This window comes from Kitasatospora sp. NPDC008050, assembly GCF_042957465.1.
Lineage (GTDB): Bacteria > Actinomycetota > Actinomycetes > Streptomycetales > Streptomycetaceae > Kitasatospora.
This window is the reverse complement of sequence record NZ_JBIBIJ010000009.1, coordinates 107,714-126,509: the sequence shown is the minus strand read 5'-3', so window position 1 is coordinate 126,509 and position 18,796 is coordinate 107,714. Positions and strand designations below refer to the sequence as shown.

Below are 18,796 nucleotides of genomic sequence, written 5' to 3'. Positions count from 1 at the left end.
GACTCAGCGCCTTTCCGGGTCCGTCGAGAACGTCGAGAACATGTTCAGCATGCGGCGGGTGACGGCGAAGCCACCGAAGATGTTCACGCTGGTCAGCAGGATCGCCACGCAGGACAGCACGGTGACGAGCACGCTCTCGTGCCCGATCTGCAGCAGGGCGCCGATCACCACGATGCCGGAGATCGCGTTGGTCACCGACATCAACGGGGTGTGCAGGGCGTGGTGCACCTTGCCGATGACGTAGTAGCCGATGACCACCGCGAGGGCGAACACCGTGAAGTTCTCCGCGAGTTGGGCCGGTGCCCAGGCGACGACGGCGAACATCGCCAGCATCCCGGCGCCGATCAGCGCGAAGCGGCCCGCGGGGGTGAGCTTCGGCCGCTTCGGCGCGGCGGGCGGCAGTTCCCGGTCGGCGACGGGCTGCGCGGCGGGGGCCGCCGAGACGGCCACCGGTGGCGGCGGCCAGGTGGTCTCCCCCGCCCGCACCACGGTCACCGCCCGCTGGACCACGTCGTCGAAGTCCAGGACCAGGCGCCCGTCCTTGCCGGGCGTCAGCAGCTTCAGCAGGTTGACCACGTTGGTGCCGAACAGCTGCGAAGCCTGGGCGGGCAGCCGGGCGGCGAGGTCGGTGTAGCCGATGATGGTGACGCCGTTGTCGGTGACCACCACGCCGCCCGGCACGGTGCCCTCGACGTTGCCGCCCTGTACGGCGGCCATGTCGACGATGACGCTGCCGGACTTCATCACCGCCACGTCCGCGGCGGTGAGCAGCCGCGGGGCGGGGCGGCCGGGGATCAGCGCGGTGGTGATGACGATGTCCACGTCCCGTGCCTGCTCGTGGTAGAGCTCGGCGGCCGCGCGGTCGTAGTCGGCGGAGGTCGCCTTGGCGTAGCCGTCGGTGCTCGCCTCCTGGGCGACCTGGACGGCCAGGTACTCGCCGCCCAACGACTTGACCTGGTCGGCGACTTCGGGGCGCGGGTCGGTGGCACGGACGATCGCGCCCAGGCTGGAGGCCGCGCCGATGGCGGCAAGTCCCGCCACCCCGGCCCCGGCCACCAGGACCTTCGCCGGCGGGACCTTGCCCGCGGCCGTCACCTGACCGGTGAAGAAGCGCCCGAACACGTGGGCCGCCTCGATCACCGCCCGGTACCCCGCGATGTTCGCCATCGAGCTGAGCACGTCCATCGACTGCGCCCGCGAGATCCGCGGCACCGCGTCCAGCGCCAGCGCGGTGACCGGCCGCGCGGACAGCGCCGCCAGCAACTCGGGCCGCTGGGCCGGGGCGAGCAGGCCGACCAGGGTCGCGCCGTCACCCAGCCGGGCGATCTCCTCGTCCGACGGCGCGTTGACCTTCAGGACGGCATCGGCCGCCCAGGCGTCGCCGATGCCGGCTCCGGCCTCGGTGTAGGCCTCGTCGGTGAAGCCCGAGCCCGAGCCGGCCTTGGGTTCGACGACGACCTCGTAGCCGAGCGCGAGCAACCCGCGCACGGTCGACGGAGTGGCCGCGACACGGGTCTCGCCTGGGGCGGACTCGGCGACCACACCGATGCGCTGCGGGGGGTGGTGCGTGGAGCCGTGTGCAGACATCTCGTGGCTCTCTCTCGTCACAGGAGCTGGTGCCGGGGATCTGCGGTCAGGGGAGGGACCTCCCCTTGGCCGCAGGAACCTACACGCCCCGGCGCGGCGGACTAAGGAGGCGGAGCCGTGACAAGTTTCACCACGACACCGGACGGCCCGGTGGGTAGGAGGGCCTGATGGCAAGTCATGGCACCAGGGCCGGCGCGGGGCCGATCCCGATGAGTGCGTAACAAACGTTTGGTAGGTAGAGTGACGGCGCTGCCGCCCGCCCGCACCGGCCCCGAGGAGACGCTCGCATGCCCGACCCGGACCGCACCTCCACCTCCGCACCCTCCGCGTCCGCACCCTCCGCGTCCGCACTCTCCGCGTCCACGCTCTCTGCCGACCGGCTGCGGCAGGCCCGCGACCTCACCGCGCAGGCCGGCCTGGACGCCCTGCTGGTCTCGCCGGGCGCGGACCTGCAGTACCTGACGGGGTATCACGCCGCGCCACTGGAACGCCTCACCTGCCTCGTCCTGCCGGCGCTGGGCGAGCCGTTCCTGCTCGTGCCGGCCCTGGAGGAGCCCGTCGCGCAGGCCTCGCCCGCCGCCGGGCTGGGCCTTGAGATCGTCAGCTGGCAGGAGACCCAGGACCCGTACGCGATCGCCGCCGAGCGGCTGCCCGCGCGCGCCGGCGTCGGTGTGGACAACCGGATGTGGGCCGAGAAGGTCATCGCCTTCCAGGCCGCGCTGCCCGGCGGGCGGCAGACGCTCGCCGGTCCGGTGCTGAGCGAGCTGCGGATGCGCAAGAGCCCGGCGGAGATCGCGGCGCTGCGCGCGGCGGGCGCGGCGATCGACCGGGTGCACGCCCGGATGGCCGAGTGGCTCCGGGTGGGCCGCACCGAGCGCGAGGTGGGCCGGGACATCGCGGCGGCGATCATCGCCGAGGGCCACGTCAAGGTCGACTTCGTGATCGTCGGCTCGGGGCCCAACGGCGCCAGCCCGCACCACGAACTGTCGGACCGGGTGCTGGAGGCCGGGGATCCGGTGGTCGTCGACATCGGCGGCACCACCGCGGCCGGGTACTGCTCCGACTCCACCCGCTGCTACGCCCTCGGCGAGCCCCCGGCGGAGTTCCGCCGCCTGTACGAGGTGCTGCTGCGCGCCCAGCGGGCCCAGACCGAGGCCGTGCGGCCGGGCATCACCGCCGAGGAACTCGACGCCGTGGGCCGGGAGATCATCACCGAGGCCGGCTTCGGACCGCGGTTCCTGCACCGCACCGGGCACGGCATCGGCCTGGAGACCCACGAGGAGCCCTACATCGTGGCCGGGTCCGCGCGGCCCCTGGAGCCGGGCATGGCCTTCTCCGTGGAGCCCGGCATCTACCTGGCCGGGCGCTACGGCGCGCGGATCGAGGACATCGTGGTGTGCACGCCCGAGGGCGGCGAGCGGCTCAACCTGACGGAGCGCGAGTTGACCGTCCTGCCGGGCTGACCCGAGGTGCCCCGGGGTGCCCCGGGCAGCTGCCGGTCCGGTCGCGGGGCCGGGCGGGTGCCCGGTCCCGTCAGGGGGCCGGGCGCTCCTCGCGCAGGTGGGCGAGGACGGCGAGGACGCGGCGGTTGCCCTCGGTGGGGTCGAGGTCGAGCTTCATGAAGATGTTGCTCGCGTGCTTGACCACCGAGGCCTCGGTGACGGTCAGGCGCCGCGCGACGGTCTGGTTGTTCAGGCCCTCGGCCATCAGGGCCAGCACCTCCCGCTCACGGGGAGTCAGGCGCTGCAGGGGCCGGGCGGCCGTCCGCTGCTGGAGCAGCACCCGGATCACCTCGGGGTCGACGACGGTCTGACCCGCCGCCACCCGGCCCAGTGCGTCCAGGAACTCCGCGACCTCGCCGACCCGGTCCTTCAGCAGGTAGCCCACCGGCGCTCGGCCCGGGTGCCCGGCTGAGCCGGCTGGTCCCCGGTGTCGACGCCGACCTGTTCCGTCCCGACGCCCGGCGCGGGCGCGAGGTGCGTGAGCAACTCGGCCTGCCCGGCGGGCCGGTGATCCTGTGCGTCGCCCGCCTGGTGCCGCGCAAGGGCCAGGACACGCTGATCCGGGCGCTGCCGCTGGTGCGGGAGCTGGTGCCGGGGACGGTGCTGCTGATCGTCGGCCAGGGCCCCGACGCCGCCCGGCTGCGCCGGCTGGCGCGGCGTCACGCCGACGGCTCGGTGTACTTCGCGGGAGGAACCTCGCACGCCGGGACGGCGCCGTACTACGCCGCGGCGGACGTCTTCGCCGTGCCGTGCCGCACCCGGCGGGCCGGTCTGGAGGCCGAGGGACTCGGGATCGTCTTCCTGGAGGCGGCGGCGAGCGGTCTGCCCGTGCTGGTCGGCGACTCCGGCGGCGCCCCGGACACCGTGCTGGACGGCCGCACCGGATACGTGGTGGACGGCCGCGACCTGCCGGCGGTCGCCCGCGCGCTGGCCCTGACCCTGCTCGACCCCGGACGCGCGGAGCTGGGCTCCGCGGGCCGCCGCTGGGCCCGGCGCGAGTGGTCCTGGGACGGCTCGGCACGCCACCTGGCCCGGCTGCTGTCGCCCGAACACGCCCTGGTCCGGATGTCCCTGGAGGGTTGAGGGCCGTTCCCTGTCCAGCGGAGGTGTCCAGCTCGGAGCAGGCAGCTGGGACGGTGTTGCCGTCGACGAGGGAACGTCAGCAGGTAGGCCCCCTGAGCGACTGCACTGGCACCTGCCCGCCGATGTCTCGGACAGCACGATCCAGTTGGCGATCGTGGCGTTTCAAGAGCTCTGGCGGCGCATTCAGAAGGTCATGGGGATGGGGGAAGTTGGAGAGCGATCTGTGGGAGATCAAACTCTCGAAGATCTTCAATGCCCCGTGGCTCGGCGAGCGCTGACCAATTCCCGTGAGGTGGGTCGCAAGCAGGCGGACGGTGCCTGGCTGCACGAGTGCCCCGAGCTATCCGGACTGCTCGGGGCACTCGTTGTGGTGATTCAGGGGGTGCGGTCGAACGCGGGGGGAGGTCGCTGCCGGTGCAGTCCGCCGCGCCGACGGCCGAGTAGACCTCCGGGGCGGCGTCGGCTGTGCGGGGGGGGGCTGTTGGGTGGCCCGGCGCCGGTCAGGGGCGGCCGAGGGCTCGGAAGGTCCAGCCGGCCTGGCGCCAGCGGTCGGTGTCGAGGGTGCCGCGGGCATCGATGGCCTTGGGGACGGCGATGTGCTGCCGCAGGTCGGCCGGGTCCGTCTCGGAGTACTGGGGCCAGTCGGTCAGGTGCAGCAGTAGGGCGGCGCCGGTGAGGGCCGAGACGGGGTCGTCGGCGTAGTCGAGCGACGGGTGCGCCCGGCGGGCGTTCTCCATCGCGGCGGGGTCGTGGACGGTGACCTCGGCCCCGGCCCGGTGCAGGACCTCGGCAACGGCGAGGGCCGGCGAGTCGCGGATGTCGTCGGTGCCGGGCTTGAACGCCGCTCCCCAGACGGCAATCCGCTTGCCCGCCACCGTGCCACCGAGCATCTCCAAGGCCAGCTGGACGGTGCGCTCGCGTCGGCGCCGGTTGATCGCGTCGACCTGGCGGAGGAAGCTCACGGCCTGGTCGGCGCCGAGCTCTTCGGCGCGGTGGGTGAAGCCGAGGAGGTCCTTGGGCAGGCAGCCGCCGCCGAAGCCCAGGCCCGGACGCATCCCCTTGAACCCGATCCGCTGGTCGTAGCCCAGGCCGAGGGCGAGCTGCTGGACGTCCGCGCCGGTCAGCTCACAGAGCTCGGCCATCGCGTTGATGAAGGAGATCTTGGTGGCCAGGAAGGCGTTCGCGGCGCCCTTGATCAGCTCGGCGGTGGGCAGGTCGGTGACGATCAGTGGGGAGCCCGCCCCGAGAATCTCCGCGTAGACGGACCGGAAGATCGCCTCGCTGGCGGTGTCGCCGTCCTCGATGCCGAGCACGATGCGGTCCGGCCGCAGAGTGTCCTCGACGGCCAAGGACTCGCGCAGGAACTCCGGCGACCAGGCCAGGTGGAGGTTGGAGCCGGGCCGGGCGTGCTCGACCAGGATCTGCCGCAGCTGAGCGGTGGTGCCCACCGGGACGGTGGACTTGCCGACGATCAGCGCGTGGTCGCGCAGCCGCGGCGCCAGGCGCCGGACGGCCGCCTGGAGGTGGGTGAGGTCGTAGGCACCGCTGTCGGGCTGCTGCGGTGTGCCGATGCCGAGGAAGTGGATGTCGGCGAAATCGGCGGCCTCCGCGTAAGAGGCGGTGAAGCGCAGGGTGCCCGCGGTGGTGTGCTTGGCGAGCAGGTCGTCCAGACCGCGCTCGACGAACGGAGCCTGGCCCTTGTTCAGGGCCTCGACCTTGTGGGTGTCGGTGTCCATGCCGAGCACCTCGTGGCCGAGCTCGGCCATCGCGGCGGCGTGAGTGGCGCCGAGGTAGCCGGTGCCGATGACGCTGATCTTCACGGTGGGTCCTCCGGTAGGGGCGGTGCGGGAAGGCAGCCCGCCCTCACCCCGACCGGGGGGGTCAGGCAGGCCGGGCGGCCAGGAAGCGGTGGATGCCGTCGAGGATGAACGGCGGGATGTCCAGGACGGTCAGGTGCTCGGGGTCGAAAAACTGGAGCTTGACGCCCTCGGCGAGCGGCAGCGCGCTCTCGTCGCCGTCCCAGGAGCCGATGTAGAAGGTGATGATCTGCCCGGAGCCGTGCGAGTCCTTGATCTCGAACAGCTCGACCAGACCGTGCTCGGCGGTGAGGCCGGCCTCCTCCTGGAGCTCGCGGACGATCGCCTCGGCCGGGGTCTCGCCGGGGTCGCAGCCGCCTCCCAGCAGACTCCAGTGGTCGGGCCAGGCAATGTGGCCGAGATCGTCACGCAGGTGCAAGAGGAGCTGGCCGCGCCGGTTGATGATGATCGCGACCGCGCCGCGGGGCTCGGCGGCGGACGGCTCGTCGGGAAGGGTCTGGGAGTCCATCCGCACAACGTAGTCACCTGACGGCCGGTCATGCCGCAGCCCTCACCCGTTGGTCGAAGAACCAGGCGGCTGCCATCAGGGCCTGCATCCGGGTCCGGTCGAACCGCCCGCCCGGCCGCAGGCCGCCCTCCAGCAGCGGCCGCAAGCTCCGTGGCGCCTCGGTGAGGGCGGCAGTGATGTGCGCGGTTGCCCAGCCCTCCAGTAGGCCACTGAGCCAGCTGGGGACCGGTGAGGCGAAGCCGAGCTTGTCCCGGCTGCCCCAGACCTCCGGCGGCAGCCCGAGCGCCTTGGCGGCGTCCCGCAGGATCCGCTTGCCCGCCGCCGGATCGGCGATCTTGTGCTCGGCCGGCAGGCGGTAGGAGAACTCGACCAGGTCCCGGGCCAGGAACGGCGAGCGCCGCTCCAGGGCGAACGCGGAGGCAAGCTTGTCCGAGGTCATCACCAGCGGGCGCCAGGCCGTGGCCAGGTCCGCCAGCGTCAGCCCCCGTGCCAGGTCGCCGCCGGCCCGCGCCAGGGCGTCGGCAGCCAACTCGCGGACCCGCCCGTCGGGGTCCGATCCGCGCAGGATGAGCCGGACGATCGCCTCCGCCGGTCCGAGCGGTTGGTCGGCCGCGTGCAGGAGCTTTGAGGCCAGCGGCCGGTAGGCCTCCAGACCCGCCGTCAGGACGGCCTCGGGGCCGAAGAGGACGAGTGCGTGGCGGACGTAGCCCATCAGGAACTCGTCCGGGCCGAGCCCGCCGACCACGACTCGCAGGCCGCGCTCGGCGACGGCCCGGTAGGCCATGTGCTCGGAGAAGGTGGACGCGTTGCCCATCGGGTAGTCCAGCGCGGCCATGATCTCCGGCAGCGACTGGGTGAAGTCCTCGATCGCGGGCTCGATCACCAGCAGCTCGGCCCCGATGTCTCGGGCGACCATCGCAGCGATCTTCGACTCGTCGAGGCGGTCCTGGCCCGGGTAGCGGACCGTCACGCATACCGGCGGCCGCATCAGGTAGGCCAGCACCGAGGAGTCCAGCCCGCCTGAGAGAAGGAGCGCGAAGTCCCCGCCGGGGGCCCGCAGCGGGACCTGGTCGGCCAGCAGGACCGAGAACCGGGCCAGCGCGGCCTCGTAGTCGCCCTGCCAGGGCTCACAGTCCTCCAAGCGCCACCAGGTCCGCTGGTCCAGCGATCCGGTGGCGACCTCGAAGGTCAACAGGGTGGCCGGGGCGAGGAGCTGGATGCCCTGGAAGGGGGTGTCGACGCCGGTCGGCGTCTCGATGGAGAGCATCTCGGGGCGGACGACCAGCGGGGCTGTGCCGTAGCCGGTCAAAGTGGTGACCTCGGAGGCGAACGCGAGCCGTCCGCCATCGAGGCGCCAGTAGAGCGGCTTCTCGCCGAGCCGGTCCCTCGCCAGGAACAGCCGGCCCTCGCGCGGGTCGTAGGCGGCCAGGGCGAACATCCCGTCCAGCCCGTCCATGCAGGCCGGCCCGAGTTTGGCCCAGGCCCGCAGCACGAGGTGGGCGTCCGTCTCACCCGGCTCCAGTTCGATGCCCCAGGCCGCTGCCTGCTGTCGGTAGTTGTAGATCTCGCCGTTGAAGGTCAGCAGCACCCCGGTGGCCGGGTCCCGGTAGGGGTCGGGCTGGGCGGTGCGGTCGACGATCAGCAGAGTGTTCATGGACAGCACCGCCCGGCTGTCGGCCGAGGCGAGTTGGCGGGTGCCGTCGGGCCCGCGGTGGTGCTGGGCCAGCCCCATCGCGGCGACGGTGCTCTTGTGCCTTGCGGCGTCCGGTCCGGCCAGTCCTGCGATTCCGCACATCTGCCTCACCCCCGAGAGTGAATCGGTGGAAGCCTCCGCCGGGAGGTTTTCCCGGCTCCCGGCGGAGGCCCGGAGCACCAGACAACCGTCTGCCGCAGGGAAGGGGCAGGGCTCGCAGGGGGGCTCACAACTCGCGAAAGCGGTTCACCGCGAGCAGCGAAGGCACTACCCTCGGTGATCCGGTGTCAGATGCCGGGCGTACGACTTCTCGTGCCCAGTCGAGTACGAACCCGCTGCCGAGCCGGCGGGACTCCTGAGGGGGACGCTGTGGCGTCGACCACCCGCCGGACCAGGCCGCCGAACGCGGACCTGGCCCGGATGATCGAGATGTGCGGCGGGGCCAGCCACAAATCCTTGGCCCACCGCGTGAACCAGCTCGCCGCCCAGGCCGGGCTGACCACGGACTATTCGCATACCTCGGTGGCCAACTGGTGCCGACGCGGCATGATCCCCAAGTGGCCGGTGCCCAGGCTCCTGGCTCAGGCGATCGGGGAGCGGCTGGGGCGGCCCGTTCAACTCGCGGAGATCGGTATGGCCGACGCGCAGACACCGGACGCGGATGTGGGGTTGGATTTCCCGCGAGACCCCGCCGACGCCGTGCGCGTCGCCACTTCGTTCTGGAGTTCCGTGAACCGCCGCGCCTTCCTCACCGGATCGGGCTTCGCCGTGTCCGCGTTCGCCACCCCGGTGACCCGCTGGCTGGGGACCCCTGCCGACGAGACCGCCGCCCACCGCGGCAGCGTGCGCGTCGGCGCCGTCGACCTCGCCGAACTGCGGGACGCCGCCGACGACGCCCGCCGCTGGGACTCGAAGTACGGCGGCGGGAACTGGAAGGCCAACTCCGTGACCGCCTGCCTTCAGGAACGGGCGATCCCGCTGCTGAACGGCTCCTTCACCGACGGCGTCGGCCGGGAACTGTTCTCGGTGACCGCTGAACTGTCCCGCCTGGCCGGCTGGACCGCGTTCGACGTCGGCCAGCACGACGCCGCCCAACGGCACTTCATCCAGGCCCTGCGCCTCGCGCGGGCCGGCGGCGATGTCCAGCTCGGCTGCTACGTCCTGACCACGATGGCGATGCAGACCCTGCTGCGGGGCTTCGCCGGCGAGGCCATCGACATGACGCAGGGCGCCTTCCAGCGCGCCAAGGGCGAGGCGGCCCCGCGGGTGCTGGCCTTCACCAAGCTGATCGAGGCCAGGGCCCACGCCCGCGACGGCGACGCCAGGGCGGCCTCCGCCGCGCTGGCCGCCTCCGAGACCCTCCTCGGGCAGGCCCGCGACGGCGGCGAGGAACCCGCCTGGATCGACTTCTATCAGCACGCCCGGCTCTCGGCGGACGCCGCCGAGATCTTTCGCGACCTCAAGAACCCGAAGGCCGCGCTGGCGTGGAACGCGCAGGCCGCCGCCATGGCGCCCGGGGTGTTCACCCGCTCGGTCGGGATGCGGCTGGCGATCGTCGGAACAGTCCACCTCCAGGACCGCGACCTCGACCACGGGCTCCAGCTCGGCCACCAGGCCGTCGACATCCTCGCCCGCGTCGAGTCCAGCCGGGCGAAGGACTACGTCCGCGAGTTCAACACCGCACTCACCCCCTGGCGCCGCGAGCCGCAGGTCATCGACTTCCTCCACCGGACCCGCGAGGAGCTCGGCGTCGCGGCGTGACCGGTCCGGCCCGGTCCGGCCCGGTCCGGTCCGGTCCGGTCCGGTTCCCGGCAGCCTTGCTGCCGGGAACGAGCCATCATCAGGGCAGTCGTCAACGGGCTGCGGCCGGGCGGCCGCAGCCGGGGTCAGGTCAGTGCTGCTGGGCGGCCTTGATCTGCTGCCAGGAGCGGGGCGCGGCAACCGGGGCGGCGGCGGACAGGCGGGCCTTGGCGGCCGTCGGGAGGGACGGCTTGGACGGGGTGTAGAGCCAGGCCTGGAACAGGTCGCCGAGCTTCTTGCCGGAGATCTTCTCGGCGAGCGCCTGGAACTGGGCGATCGTGCCGTTGCCGTAGGCGTGCTCGGCGGGCCAGGCCTTGAGGAGCTTGAAGAACGCGTCGTCGCCGATGGTGTTGCGCAGCACCTGGATGGCGAGCGCACCCCGGTCGTACACCGCGTCGGCGAACTGGTCGGCCGCGCCGGGGTCGCCGGGCTTGACGGTCCAGAAGGCGTCGCCGGCCGGGTGCGAGGCGTAGACGTAGTCGGCGAGCTGCTGGGCGGTGCCCTCGTCCTCGTGCTCCGACCAGAGCCACTGGGCGTAGGTGGCGAAGCCCTCGTTGAGCCAGATGTCGCTCCAGCGCTCCAGCGAGACGCTGTCGCCGTACCACTGGTGCGCCAGCTCGTGGACGACCACCGAGGCGTTGGCGCCGCCCGCGAACTGCGCCGGGCTGTAGAAGACCCGGGTCTGGGTCTCCAGCGCGTAGTGGGTGGACACGTTGGGGACGTAGCCGCCGGCCGAACTGAACGGGTACGGGCCGAAGTAGCCGCTCAGCCAGTCGACCAGCTCGCCGGTGCGCTCGACGCTGGCCCGGGCGGCGTCGGCATTGTCGCCGAGGTCCGGGCTGTAGGCGTTGAGGACGGGGATGCCGCTGGGGCTGGTGCCGGTGGTGATGTCGAACTTCCCGATGGCCAGGGTCGCGAGGTAGGTCGCCTGTGGCTTGTTCTCGCGCCAGTTGTAGCGGGTCCAGCCGAGTTCGGAGCTCTTCGAGGTGAGGACGCCGTTGCTGATCGCCTGGGTGCCGTCGGGGACCAGCACGGAGACGTCGAAGGTGGCCTTGTCCGAGGGGTGGTCGTTACTGGGGAACCACCACCAGGCGGCCTCCGGCTCGTCGGCGATCACCGCGCCGTCCGGAGTGCGCAGCCAGGCGTCGAACCCGTACCGGGTGACCTTGGACGGCACGCCGGAGTACCGGACCACGATGGTGGCCGAACTCCCCTTGGCGAGCGGCGCGTCGGGCGTGATCTGCAACTCCTGGACCCCGGTGTTCGTGAACTTCGCCGGATGGCCGTTGACCAGCACCTGGCTGACGTCCAGCGCGAAGTCCAGGTCGAAGCGGGAGAGGTCCTGGGTGGCGGTGGCCAGCAGCGTCGCGGTGCCCTCCAACTGGTCGGTGGCAGGCTGGTACTTGAGCCGCAGGTCGTAGTGCGAGACGCGGTAGCCGCCGTTCCCGTAGGTCGGGTAGTACGGGTCGCCGGCCCCTGGCGCCCCCGGAGTTGGGGCGGCCGCCGAGGCCGGGACGGTCAGCAGCAGAGCGGCCGCGGCCGCAGCCGAGACGAGCAGCTTCTTGCGCACGGGAATCCTCCGGATCGGTCGTTGGTTGACGCTGTCTCGGATCCTTGTCCCGCCCGGAGGTCGGGTACGCGCATTTTGTGAAGTGTTCATGCTAAGAAACACGCCAATGATCCGGCGTGGGGTCACCAGGGGCACTGGGGTCGGGCGGGGTCACCGGGGGCACCGGGTCACTTGGGTCACCTGAGTCACTTGAGTCAGGCGGACTGCCAGGTGGCGCGGACGAGTTCGCGTTCGGCCGCGGTGAGGTGGAGCGCCGCGGCCAGCCAGGTCTGCGCGTAGTGGTCGTCGTCCGGGTCGCCGAGGCGGCCGAAGACGTCGCGCCGGCGCCGGTCGGCTGCCGCGGCCAGGACGGTGGTGAGGTCCGCGGCGGTGCGGAAGCCGGTGCGGCGCAGCGCCGCCGCATCGGTGGCCGCGCTGCCGTTGCGGGCGGACTCGATGACGGCGCGCCGGCCGCCGGTGATCGCCAGCTCCACCTGGCGGCGGACCCGCCACAGCGGGGAGTCGGCCAGCGGGTCGGAGGCGGGCGGGGTGGAGGCGGGCTGGGCGGAGGCGGGCGGGGTGGACGCGGGCGGGGTGGCCGGCGCCTCGCACACCTCGGCGCTCGGCAACTGGGCGCCCTGGAGCAGGTCGTAGCCGAGATCGGCGCGCCCCTGCCAGTGCGGCGGCAGGGTGAGGGTGGCCTCGGTGCCCGGCACCGGCGCCACGGCCAGCGGCCGCAGGGTGGCGGCCCGGTCCGGGTCGACCCGGGCGAGCACCCGCACCCGCAGGCCGGGCCGACCGGCCAGCCGCGCGAGGTTGGCGGTGTGCGCCAGCTCCGGGTGCCCGTTGGCGGCCACCAGCCGGACCAACGGGCCGTGCGGCGCGCCGGTGGCCGGGTCCAGCTCGCGGGCCAGGACGGCGTCACCGGCGGCGCCGAGCAGCACCAGGTCGCAGCCGACCGGCCGGCGCAGCGGCTCGGTCTGCTCCGGGTCGCCGAGCGGGTCCTCGGCGAGCCGTTCGGCGACGGCCGCCGCCAGCGGGCGGGCGAACAGCGCGGCCACCGGGCCCTCGCTCCAGGCCGGTGCCGCCACCGGGGTGGCCCGCACCCCGCGGCCGGCGCCGAGCCGGCCGTCGGCCGAGAGGGTCGCCCCCGAGATCAGCAGGGCGCCGCGGGACAGTTGGGCGTGGTCGAGCCCGACCGCCCCCAGCGCGAGGGGCGCGGCGGCGGCACCACGGGCGCGCGCCGCACCGCCGGGCTTGACGTCGGCGACCGACAGCCACCGGCCGTCCTCGGTGACCAGGTGGGTGACCACGCCGCCGTACCCCGTGGCGGTCAGCACCGGCTCGCGGCAGGCCCCGAACACCCGCAGCGCGCCGCCGGGCCGGTAGGTCCGGCGGGCGCTGCCGAGCACCGCCGGGCCGGCAGCGCTCCCCGGGCCGGCAGGGCCAGCCGGGCCGGAGCGCACCAGGGCCGTGGTGAGCAGCAGTTCGCGCAGCGCGGCGGCCAGGTCGGCGGTGCGATGGCCGCGATGGCCGGCCCGGGCGCCGCGCAGGCCGCGCACCACCCGCAGCGCGGCGGCCTCGGCGCGGTACAGCTCGGCCAGCCGGGCGGTGTGCGCGGCGCGCAGCAACTCGGCCTGCGGGACGGCCCCGGCGGCGGGTACGCCCGCGGCGAGCACGGCGGCGGCGGCCGTCCAGAGCACCTCGGCCGCGCCGCGCTGCGCCGGGGTCGGCTCGGCGGGGGCCGGCGGGGTGACGGCGGACGGGGTGACGGCGAGTGGCGTGGACTCCCCCGCGGGGGCGGGGTGTTCGGACGCTGCGCGGGCCTCCGGAGCCGGGGAGGCAGCGGGCGGGTCGGCGGGCGGATCGGCGGGCGGATCGGCGAGCGGATCGGCGAGCGGGCAGCAGCCCAGCACGGCCGTCCGGTGCAGGCAGCGCGGTGCGAGCAGGCAGCTGCACCGTGCCTGGTCCGCCTCGGTGACCGCACCGCCGGGGCCGGGGGTCAGGGTGACCAGGGCGTCCTCGCCGCACCGGACGGCGACCGCGCCCGCAGCGCCCGCACCCTGGTCCGGCGCGGGGTGCAGCGGCAGGGCGGCGTACTGCTCGACCGCGTCGTCGAGCCTCTTGCGCAGGCGGGTGGTGAGCGCCTCCACCGCGGCCGCCAGCACCTCGGGGGCGACGGGCGGCAGGCGGAGGTCCTCGGCGGCAGTGGTGGTGGCAGGGGCGGCGGTTGTGGCGGCGGCGGTGGTCAATGCGTCTCCGGTCATCGGGCGGCTCCGGTCATCGGGCGTCGCCACGGAGGCGTTCGCCGACCCAGCGGGCCAGGGCGAGGGGGCTGAGGGCGGCCACCGGCATACCGGCGGCGACGAGTTGCCGGGCGACGGGCACCGAGTAGCGCGGGGCTCCGGTGTCGTCCAGGGCCGCGCAGCCCAGCAGGTGCGCCCCGGAGGCAGCCAACGAGCGGACCTCGCCGAGCAGGCCGCCCAGCGGGTAGCCCTCCTCGAAGTCGCTGACGACCACCACCAGGGTGCGGCTGGGCACGGTCACCAGGGAGCGGGCGTGGGCCAGCGCGCCGGCGATGTGCGTGCCGCCGCCGACCTTGACCTCCAGCAGCAGCGAGAGCGGGTCGCTCACCCGGTCGGTGAGGTCGGCCACCTGGGTGGAGAAGGCCAGGAAGTGCGTGGAGAGCGTCGGCACCCCGCCCAGCACGGCGGCGGTCAGCGCGGACCAGATCACCGAGGCCTCCATCGAGCCGGAGACGTCGACCACCAGGATCAGCCGCCAGTCCGCCTCCCGCCGGGAGCGGGTGCTGAACACCGGCCGCTCGGGCACCACGACCGTGCGCCCGTCCGGCAGCCTGCGGGTGTGCGCGAGGTTGGCGCGCAGGGTGCGCGGCAGGTCGATCCGGCCGCCCGGACGGCGGGTCGGGCGCGGGGTGGCCAGGCCGGTGAGCGCGGGGCGCAGCCGGGTGGCCAGCTCCCGGGACAGCTCCTCGACCAGCCGCCGCACCAGCGGGCGGAGCCGGGCGAGCAGGTGCTCGGGCATCCCCCCGGCGAGGTTGAGCACCGAGGTCAGCAACTCCATCGACGGGCGGACGGCCGCCGGGTCGAGCTGGGTCAGCACATCGGTGCGGCCCGCGTCCGCCGCGGCGGCGAGCACCTCCTCGCGGACCTCGGGACCGAACAGCGCCGCCAGCTCCTCGGACCACTCGCGGGCGGTGGGGAAGGAGGCCTGCTGCCCGCCGCCCGCGCCGCTGCCGCCGTCGAGATCGGCGGCCCCTTCGCCGCGGCCCGCACCGTACAGCTCGTCCAGGGCGTGCGCGTAGCGGCGGGCGCCCTGGGGCAGCCGCTCGGGCTCGCGGCCGAGCAGCAACCGCCAGCGGTCGGCCGGCGAGAGCCGGTCGGGTGAGGTGTTCACCGCTGGCTCGCGCCGAGTTGACGGTGCGCCAGTCGAGCTGGTGGCGGCCGGCGCGGTCGGCAGGGGCAGGCCGAGGGCGGTGAGGGCACCGGCCGCGGCCGTGTCCGCCGCCGCCCAGAGCGCGATCAGCTCGGCCGGTGCCGCGAGCGTCAGGTCGGGGCGCTCCCCCAGCCGTTCGGTGACGGTCTCCAGCAGGCGGCCGCGCGCGGCCGGGCTGAGCGCGTCGAACCCGGCCCGCAGCGCGGGCAGCCGGGTCAGGAAGCCCGCGTCCGGCAGGCCGTCGATCCGGCCCAGCAGCGGGTCGAGGGCGTCCGGCGCGTACTGCAGCAGCGGGCCGCCGGCCGTCAGCAGGCCGGTCAGCTGCCGGGCCAGCCGGCGGCGCCCGGCGGGTTCGGCGGCCGCGTCGAGCCAGCCGGCCGCGCGGGCGCCCAGCCGGGCGGCCGGGTCCAGGTCGAGCAGCACCCGGGCGGCGAGCGCCGCGCCCTGGACGAGCGGCGAGCCGTCACGGGCGAGGGTGTCGAGCGCCTCGTCCAGGCGCAGGCCGAGCCGGTGGTCGCCGGCCCGGGTGGCGAGGGCCACCAGCGCGACGGCGTCCGCGGGGTCCTCGCTGCCGGACAGACCGGGCAGGCCGCGGACGGCCGCGTCCAGCAGCGTGGCGGCGAGTTCGGCGGCCCGCGCCCTGGCCCGCACACCGGCATCGGCACCGGCACCGGGCAGATGGCCGAGTCGCAGGGCCTCCAACAGGTCCAGCGCGTCGAGGAGTTCGGGCAGGGTCGCGGCGGCGGGCAGCACCTGCGCGGCCTCCGCGAGCCGTTCCGTCACCAGCTCGGGCAGGTCGCAGCTCGCGGCGGCGCGCAGCCCGGCCAGGACCTGCTGCGAGGTCGGCCCGCCGTCCGCCACCGCCGTGCGCGCGGCCTCCCGCAGGGTGCCCGATGCCGTGAGTTCGGCGGTGACCCCGCGCACCCCCGTCAAGTCGAGGCGGGCGGCGGTGGACGGCGTCCAGGACAGCTGCCAGCGGGTGGAGAGGGCGGCGCTGTCCCCCGTGCCCGCCACCGCCTGCGGCTTGCCGTAGTCGATGCCGCAGACCGCCAGCCGCTGGAGCAGCACCTCGCGGCGCCGGTCCAGCGGGGAGCGCAGCGGCTCCAGCCGCAGCTCGCGGGCCTCGGGGTCGTCCGGGCCGGGCAGCCGCAGTTCGGCCAACTCGGCCTCCACGGACGGGCCCAGGCCCGAGCGTGGGGTGCCGGGGGCGAGCCGGCCGCGGTCCGCGCCGACCAGCACCGTCTCCAGCGCCTTGGCCAGCGCCCGGCCGCGGCCGAGGGACTCGCCCTGGCCAAGGACGGCTGACACCGCCTCCAGCAGCTCGCCGCGGCCGGGGGCCGGCAGGTCGCGCAGCCGGGCCAGGTCACCGGCCAGCCGCAGCGCCTCGGTGGCCTCGCCGGTGCCGGCCGGGTGGCCGGCGGCGCGCAGCTCCCGGCAGACCTCGGTGATCGCGCGGGCCGCCGCGTCCCGCACCCGCCCGGGGTCGCCCTGGGCGGCCAGCACGGCCTGCTGCCAGCGCGGGTCGCGGATGCCCGCCGGATAGCCGGAGCGGGCGTCGAGCAGGTCGAAGGTGTACGGGACGAGGGAGGTGACCGACGACGCAGCGGCGGGGTCGGGCGTCGGCGGCGCGGGGTCGGGCGTCGGCACGGGGTCGGGCGTCGGCACGGGGTCGCCCGGCTGCTCGGCGGTGATGAGTGCGGGCCCGTGGAAGGCGCCGACCACCGCCGCGACCCGGCGACCGCCCGCACCCGCCCCGGCGATCACCCGGCGCATGTGCGCCTCGCGGGCGAGGTCGCCGGCCGGCACCCCGCCGCGTGCGGCCGCGTCCCGGCGCAGCGCCCAGCCGACGGCCAGCGCCGCGCGGCGCACCTCCTCGGGGGCACTGCCCGGGGCCCGCACCTCGACCGAGCGGTCCCACAGGTCGTCACCCTCGCGGCCGGTGCCGGCGGCGTCCAGCGCGTCCGCGTAGCGGGGGCGGGTGGGGGTGGCGGGGGCAGTAGAAGCGGCGGGGGCGGCGGCGACCGGGGTGGCGGGTGCCGGGGTGTCCGCCGACCAGCCGGGGTCGGTCAACGGCAGGTCGCAGCAGAGCACGTCGACGCCGTGCTCGCGCGCCCAGCGGATCGCGGCCAGCTCCGGCGAGAAGTCGGCGAACGGGTAGAAGCCGAGCGGCCCGTCCTCCCGGGCCCCGGCCAGCGCGACCGGGGCGACGGTGCCTGGGTCGGCCAGGTGCGGCAGCCAGTGCTGGAAGTCGGTCGGCAGCTCGACGCAGAGCACCTGCGGGTCGGCCCGCGCCAGCAGCGCCGGCACCGCCGCGGCCAGCGCGGGGCTGTGGTGCCGCACGCCGATCAGGTAGGGCCGGGTGCAGCCGGCGAGCGCCGCCACGGCGGCCCGCGGGTCGGCACTGTCCATCGGGCACTCCGGGGATTCCGGGGACTCCGAGACCTTCGGGATCTCCGGGACCGCCGCGGCCGCCGGAGCGGTCAGCGCCGCCGGGGACGTCACCGGGGACGTCACCGGCGCGGAACGGGGGTCGGTCATCGGAGGTTCTCCCGCAGGTCCCACAGGCGGCGCCAGAGGGCGGAGCCGTCCTCGGCGCGACGGCGGACCGGGCCGTCCCAGTAGCCCAGCAGCCGTCCGTGGTCGGCCGGGTCGTCCTTGCGGACGGCGCCCAGCAGGTGGCCGGGGACCAGGTCGAGGGCGTCGCCACCGGACAGGTAGGCGCGGGCCAGGCCGAGCGAGGCGGCGACCTGGACGGCCTCGGCGGTGGAGAGCACGGTGCCGGGGCGCTCGATGTCCCAGCCCTCGGCGGAGCGGCCGGTGCGCAGGTCACGGAAGACGGTGACCAGGACGTCCAGCACGGCGTCGTCCACGCCGAAGGCCGCGCCGGCCCGCCGCACGGCGGCGGTGGCCTGGGTACGGACCAGCTCGGTCTCGGCGGCCGCATCCGCGATCGGGTGCACCGTCTCGAAGTTGAAGCGCCGCTTGAGCGCGGCGGACATCTCCGAGACACCGCGGTCGCGCAGGTTCGCGGTGGCGATCACGGTGAAACCGGGGACGGCGGGGACCGTGGCGTGCGGGGTGCCGGCCAGCTCCGGCACGCTCACCCGGCGGTCCGAGAGGATCGAGACCAGCGCGTCCTGGACCTCCGGCAGGCAGCGGGTGACCTCCTCGATCCGGGCGACCTTGCCGCTGCGCATCGCGGTCAGCACCGGCGAGGCGACCAGGGCCTGCGGGGTCGGGCCCTGGGCGAGCAGCAGCGCGTAGTTCCAGCCGTACCGGAAGGCGTCCTCGGTGGTGCCTGCGGTGCCCTGGACGGTGAGTTCGCTGCTGCCGCTGACGGCGGCCGACAGCAGCTCGGAGAGCATCGACTTGGCGGTGCCGGGCTCGCCGACCAGCAGCAGCCCGCGCTCGCCGGCCAGGGTGACCACGCACCGCTCCACCAGGGCCCGCTCGCCGACGAACTTCGGCGCGATCACCAGCTTCGCGGGCAGCGCACCGTCCTTGCGCCGCTTGGGCGGCAGGGTGAGCGCCCGGCCCTGGCTGCCGCACACGAAGGTCACCACCGCACTCGGGGTCAGCGCCCAGCCGGGCGGGCGGGGGCCCTCGTCGTGGGCGGCGAGGAAGGCGAGTTCGGCGGCGTGGCGCTCCTCGACGGGCAGCACCTGCCGGGCCGGCGGCGGGGCGGCGGCCTCGGGGGCGGGATCGGTCGTGGTGGGGGTGGCGGTCGGGGGCATGGGCGCGGTCCTCGGGTCCTCAGGTCGGATGGTGGGGTACGGCGGGGCGGGCGGGGGGCGGGACCGC

The 18,796-nt window shown here is 74.9% G+C and carries 10 protein-coding genes and 2 pseudogenes; 3 read left to right on the top strand and 9 right to left on the bottom strand.

Translation table 11 applies throughout. The features are described from left to right. Positions 1-3: 3 nt before the first annotated feature. On the bottom strand, positions 4-1,587 hold the full coding sequence (locus ACFZB9_RS19585; RefSeq protein ID WP_391448725.1) for a Re/Si-specific NAD(P)(+) transhydrogenase subunit alpha: 1,584 nt from the start codon (positions 1,585-1,587) through the stop codon (positions 4-6). A gap of 287 nt (positions 1,588-1,874) precedes the next feature. On the opposite strand from ACFZB9_RS19585, the gene ACFZB9_RS19580 reads away from it, so the two are divergent. Further along, positions 1,875-3,050, top strand: a complete 1,176-nt coding sequence (locus tag ACFZB9_RS19580; protein WP_391448723.1) for a M24 family metallopeptidase — start codon at positions 1,875-1,877, stop codon at positions 3,048-3,050. 70 nt (positions 3,051-3,120) lie between these two features. On the opposite strand, the pseudogene ACFZB9_RS19575 reads toward ACFZB9_RS19580, so the two are convergent. Next, positions 3,121-3,474 (bottom strand): annotated as a pseudogene (locus ACFZB9_RS19575) (LuxR C-terminal-related transcriptional regulator); the annotation flags it as partial. On the opposite strand from ACFZB9_RS19575, the pseudogene ACFZB9_RS19570 reads away from it, so the two are divergent. Next, positions 3,474-4,172, top strand: a pseudogene (locus ACFZB9_RS19570) (glycosyltransferase family 4 protein); the annotation flags it as partial. The pseudogenes ACFZB9_RS19575 and ACFZB9_RS19570 sit on opposite strands and share 1 nt — an antisense overlap. A 500-nt stretch (positions 4,173-4,672) precedes the next feature. On the opposite strand, the gene ACFZB9_RS19565 reads toward ACFZB9_RS19570, so the two are convergent. The 3 genes from ACFZB9_RS19565 to ACFZB9_RS19555 all read right to left on the bottom strand — a co-directional run bounded on the left by ACFZB9_RS19565 (position 4,673) and on the right by ACFZB9_RS19555 (position 8,292). Then, positions 4,673-5,992 carry a UDP-glucose dehydrogenase family protein gene (locus ACFZB9_RS19565; protein WP_391448722.1) on the bottom strand — a complete coding sequence of 440 codons (1,320 nt, stop codon included), beginning with the start codon at positions 5,990-5,992 and terminating at the stop codon, positions 4,673-4,675. Positions 5,993-6,053: 61 nt separating this feature from the next. Further along, on the bottom strand, positions 6,054-6,497 hold the full coding sequence (locus ACFZB9_RS19560; RefSeq protein WP_391448719.1) for an NUDIX domain-containing protein: 444 nt from the start codon (positions 6,495-6,497) through the stop codon (positions 6,054-6,056). Positions 6,498-6,525: 28 nt separating this feature from the next. After that, a complete protein-coding gene (locus tag ACFZB9_RS19555; RefSeq protein ID WP_391448718.1) occupies positions 6,526-8,292 on the bottom strand; it encodes an asparagine synthetase B family protein in 1,767 nt (588 codons plus the stop codon). 267 nt (positions 8,293-8,559) lie between these two features. Here ACFZB9_RS19555 and ACFZB9_RS19550 point away from each other — a divergent pair, with 267 nt between their 5' ends. After that, on the top strand, positions 8,560-9,951 hold the full coding sequence (locus ACFZB9_RS19550) for a sporulation protein (protein WP_391448716.1): 1,392 nt from the start codon (positions 8,560-8,562) through the stop codon (positions 9,949-9,951). Between the two features lie 130 nt (positions 9,952-10,081). Here ACFZB9_RS19550 and ACFZB9_RS19545 read toward each other — a convergent pair whose 3' ends face one another. The 4 genes from ACFZB9_RS19545 to ACFZB9_RS19530 all read right to left on the bottom strand — a co-directional run bounded on the left by ACFZB9_RS19545 (position 10,082) and on the right by ACFZB9_RS19530 (position 18,729). Then, on the bottom strand, positions 10,082-11,560 hold the full coding sequence (locus tag ACFZB9_RS19545; RefSeq protein WP_391448714.1) for a M1 family metallopeptidase: 1,479 nt from the start codon (positions 11,558-11,560) through the stop codon (positions 10,082-10,084). 194 nt (positions 11,561-11,754) lie between these two features. Further along, the gene (locus ACFZB9_RS19540) at positions 11,755-13,806 is read right to left on the bottom strand and encodes a hypothetical protein (RefSeq protein ID WP_391448712.1); all 2,052 of its coding nucleotides are present in this window, start codon (positions 13,804-13,806) and stop codon (positions 11,755-11,757) included. A gap of 13 nt (positions 13,807-13,819) precedes the next feature. Further along, on the bottom strand, positions 13,820-17,404 hold the full coding sequence (locus ACFZB9_RS19535) for a DUF5682 family protein (RefSeq protein ID WP_391449025.1): 3,585 nt from the start codon (positions 17,402-17,404) through the stop codon (positions 13,820-13,822). Positions 17,405-17,529: 125 nt separating this feature from the next. Beyond that, the gene (locus tag ACFZB9_RS19530) at positions 17,530-18,729 is read right to left on the bottom strand and encodes an AAA family ATPase (protein ID WP_391448710.1); all 1,200 of its coding nucleotides are present in this window, start codon (positions 18,727-18,729) and stop codon (positions 17,530-17,532) included. Between the last annotated feature and the right edge of the window lie 67 nt (positions 18,730-18,796).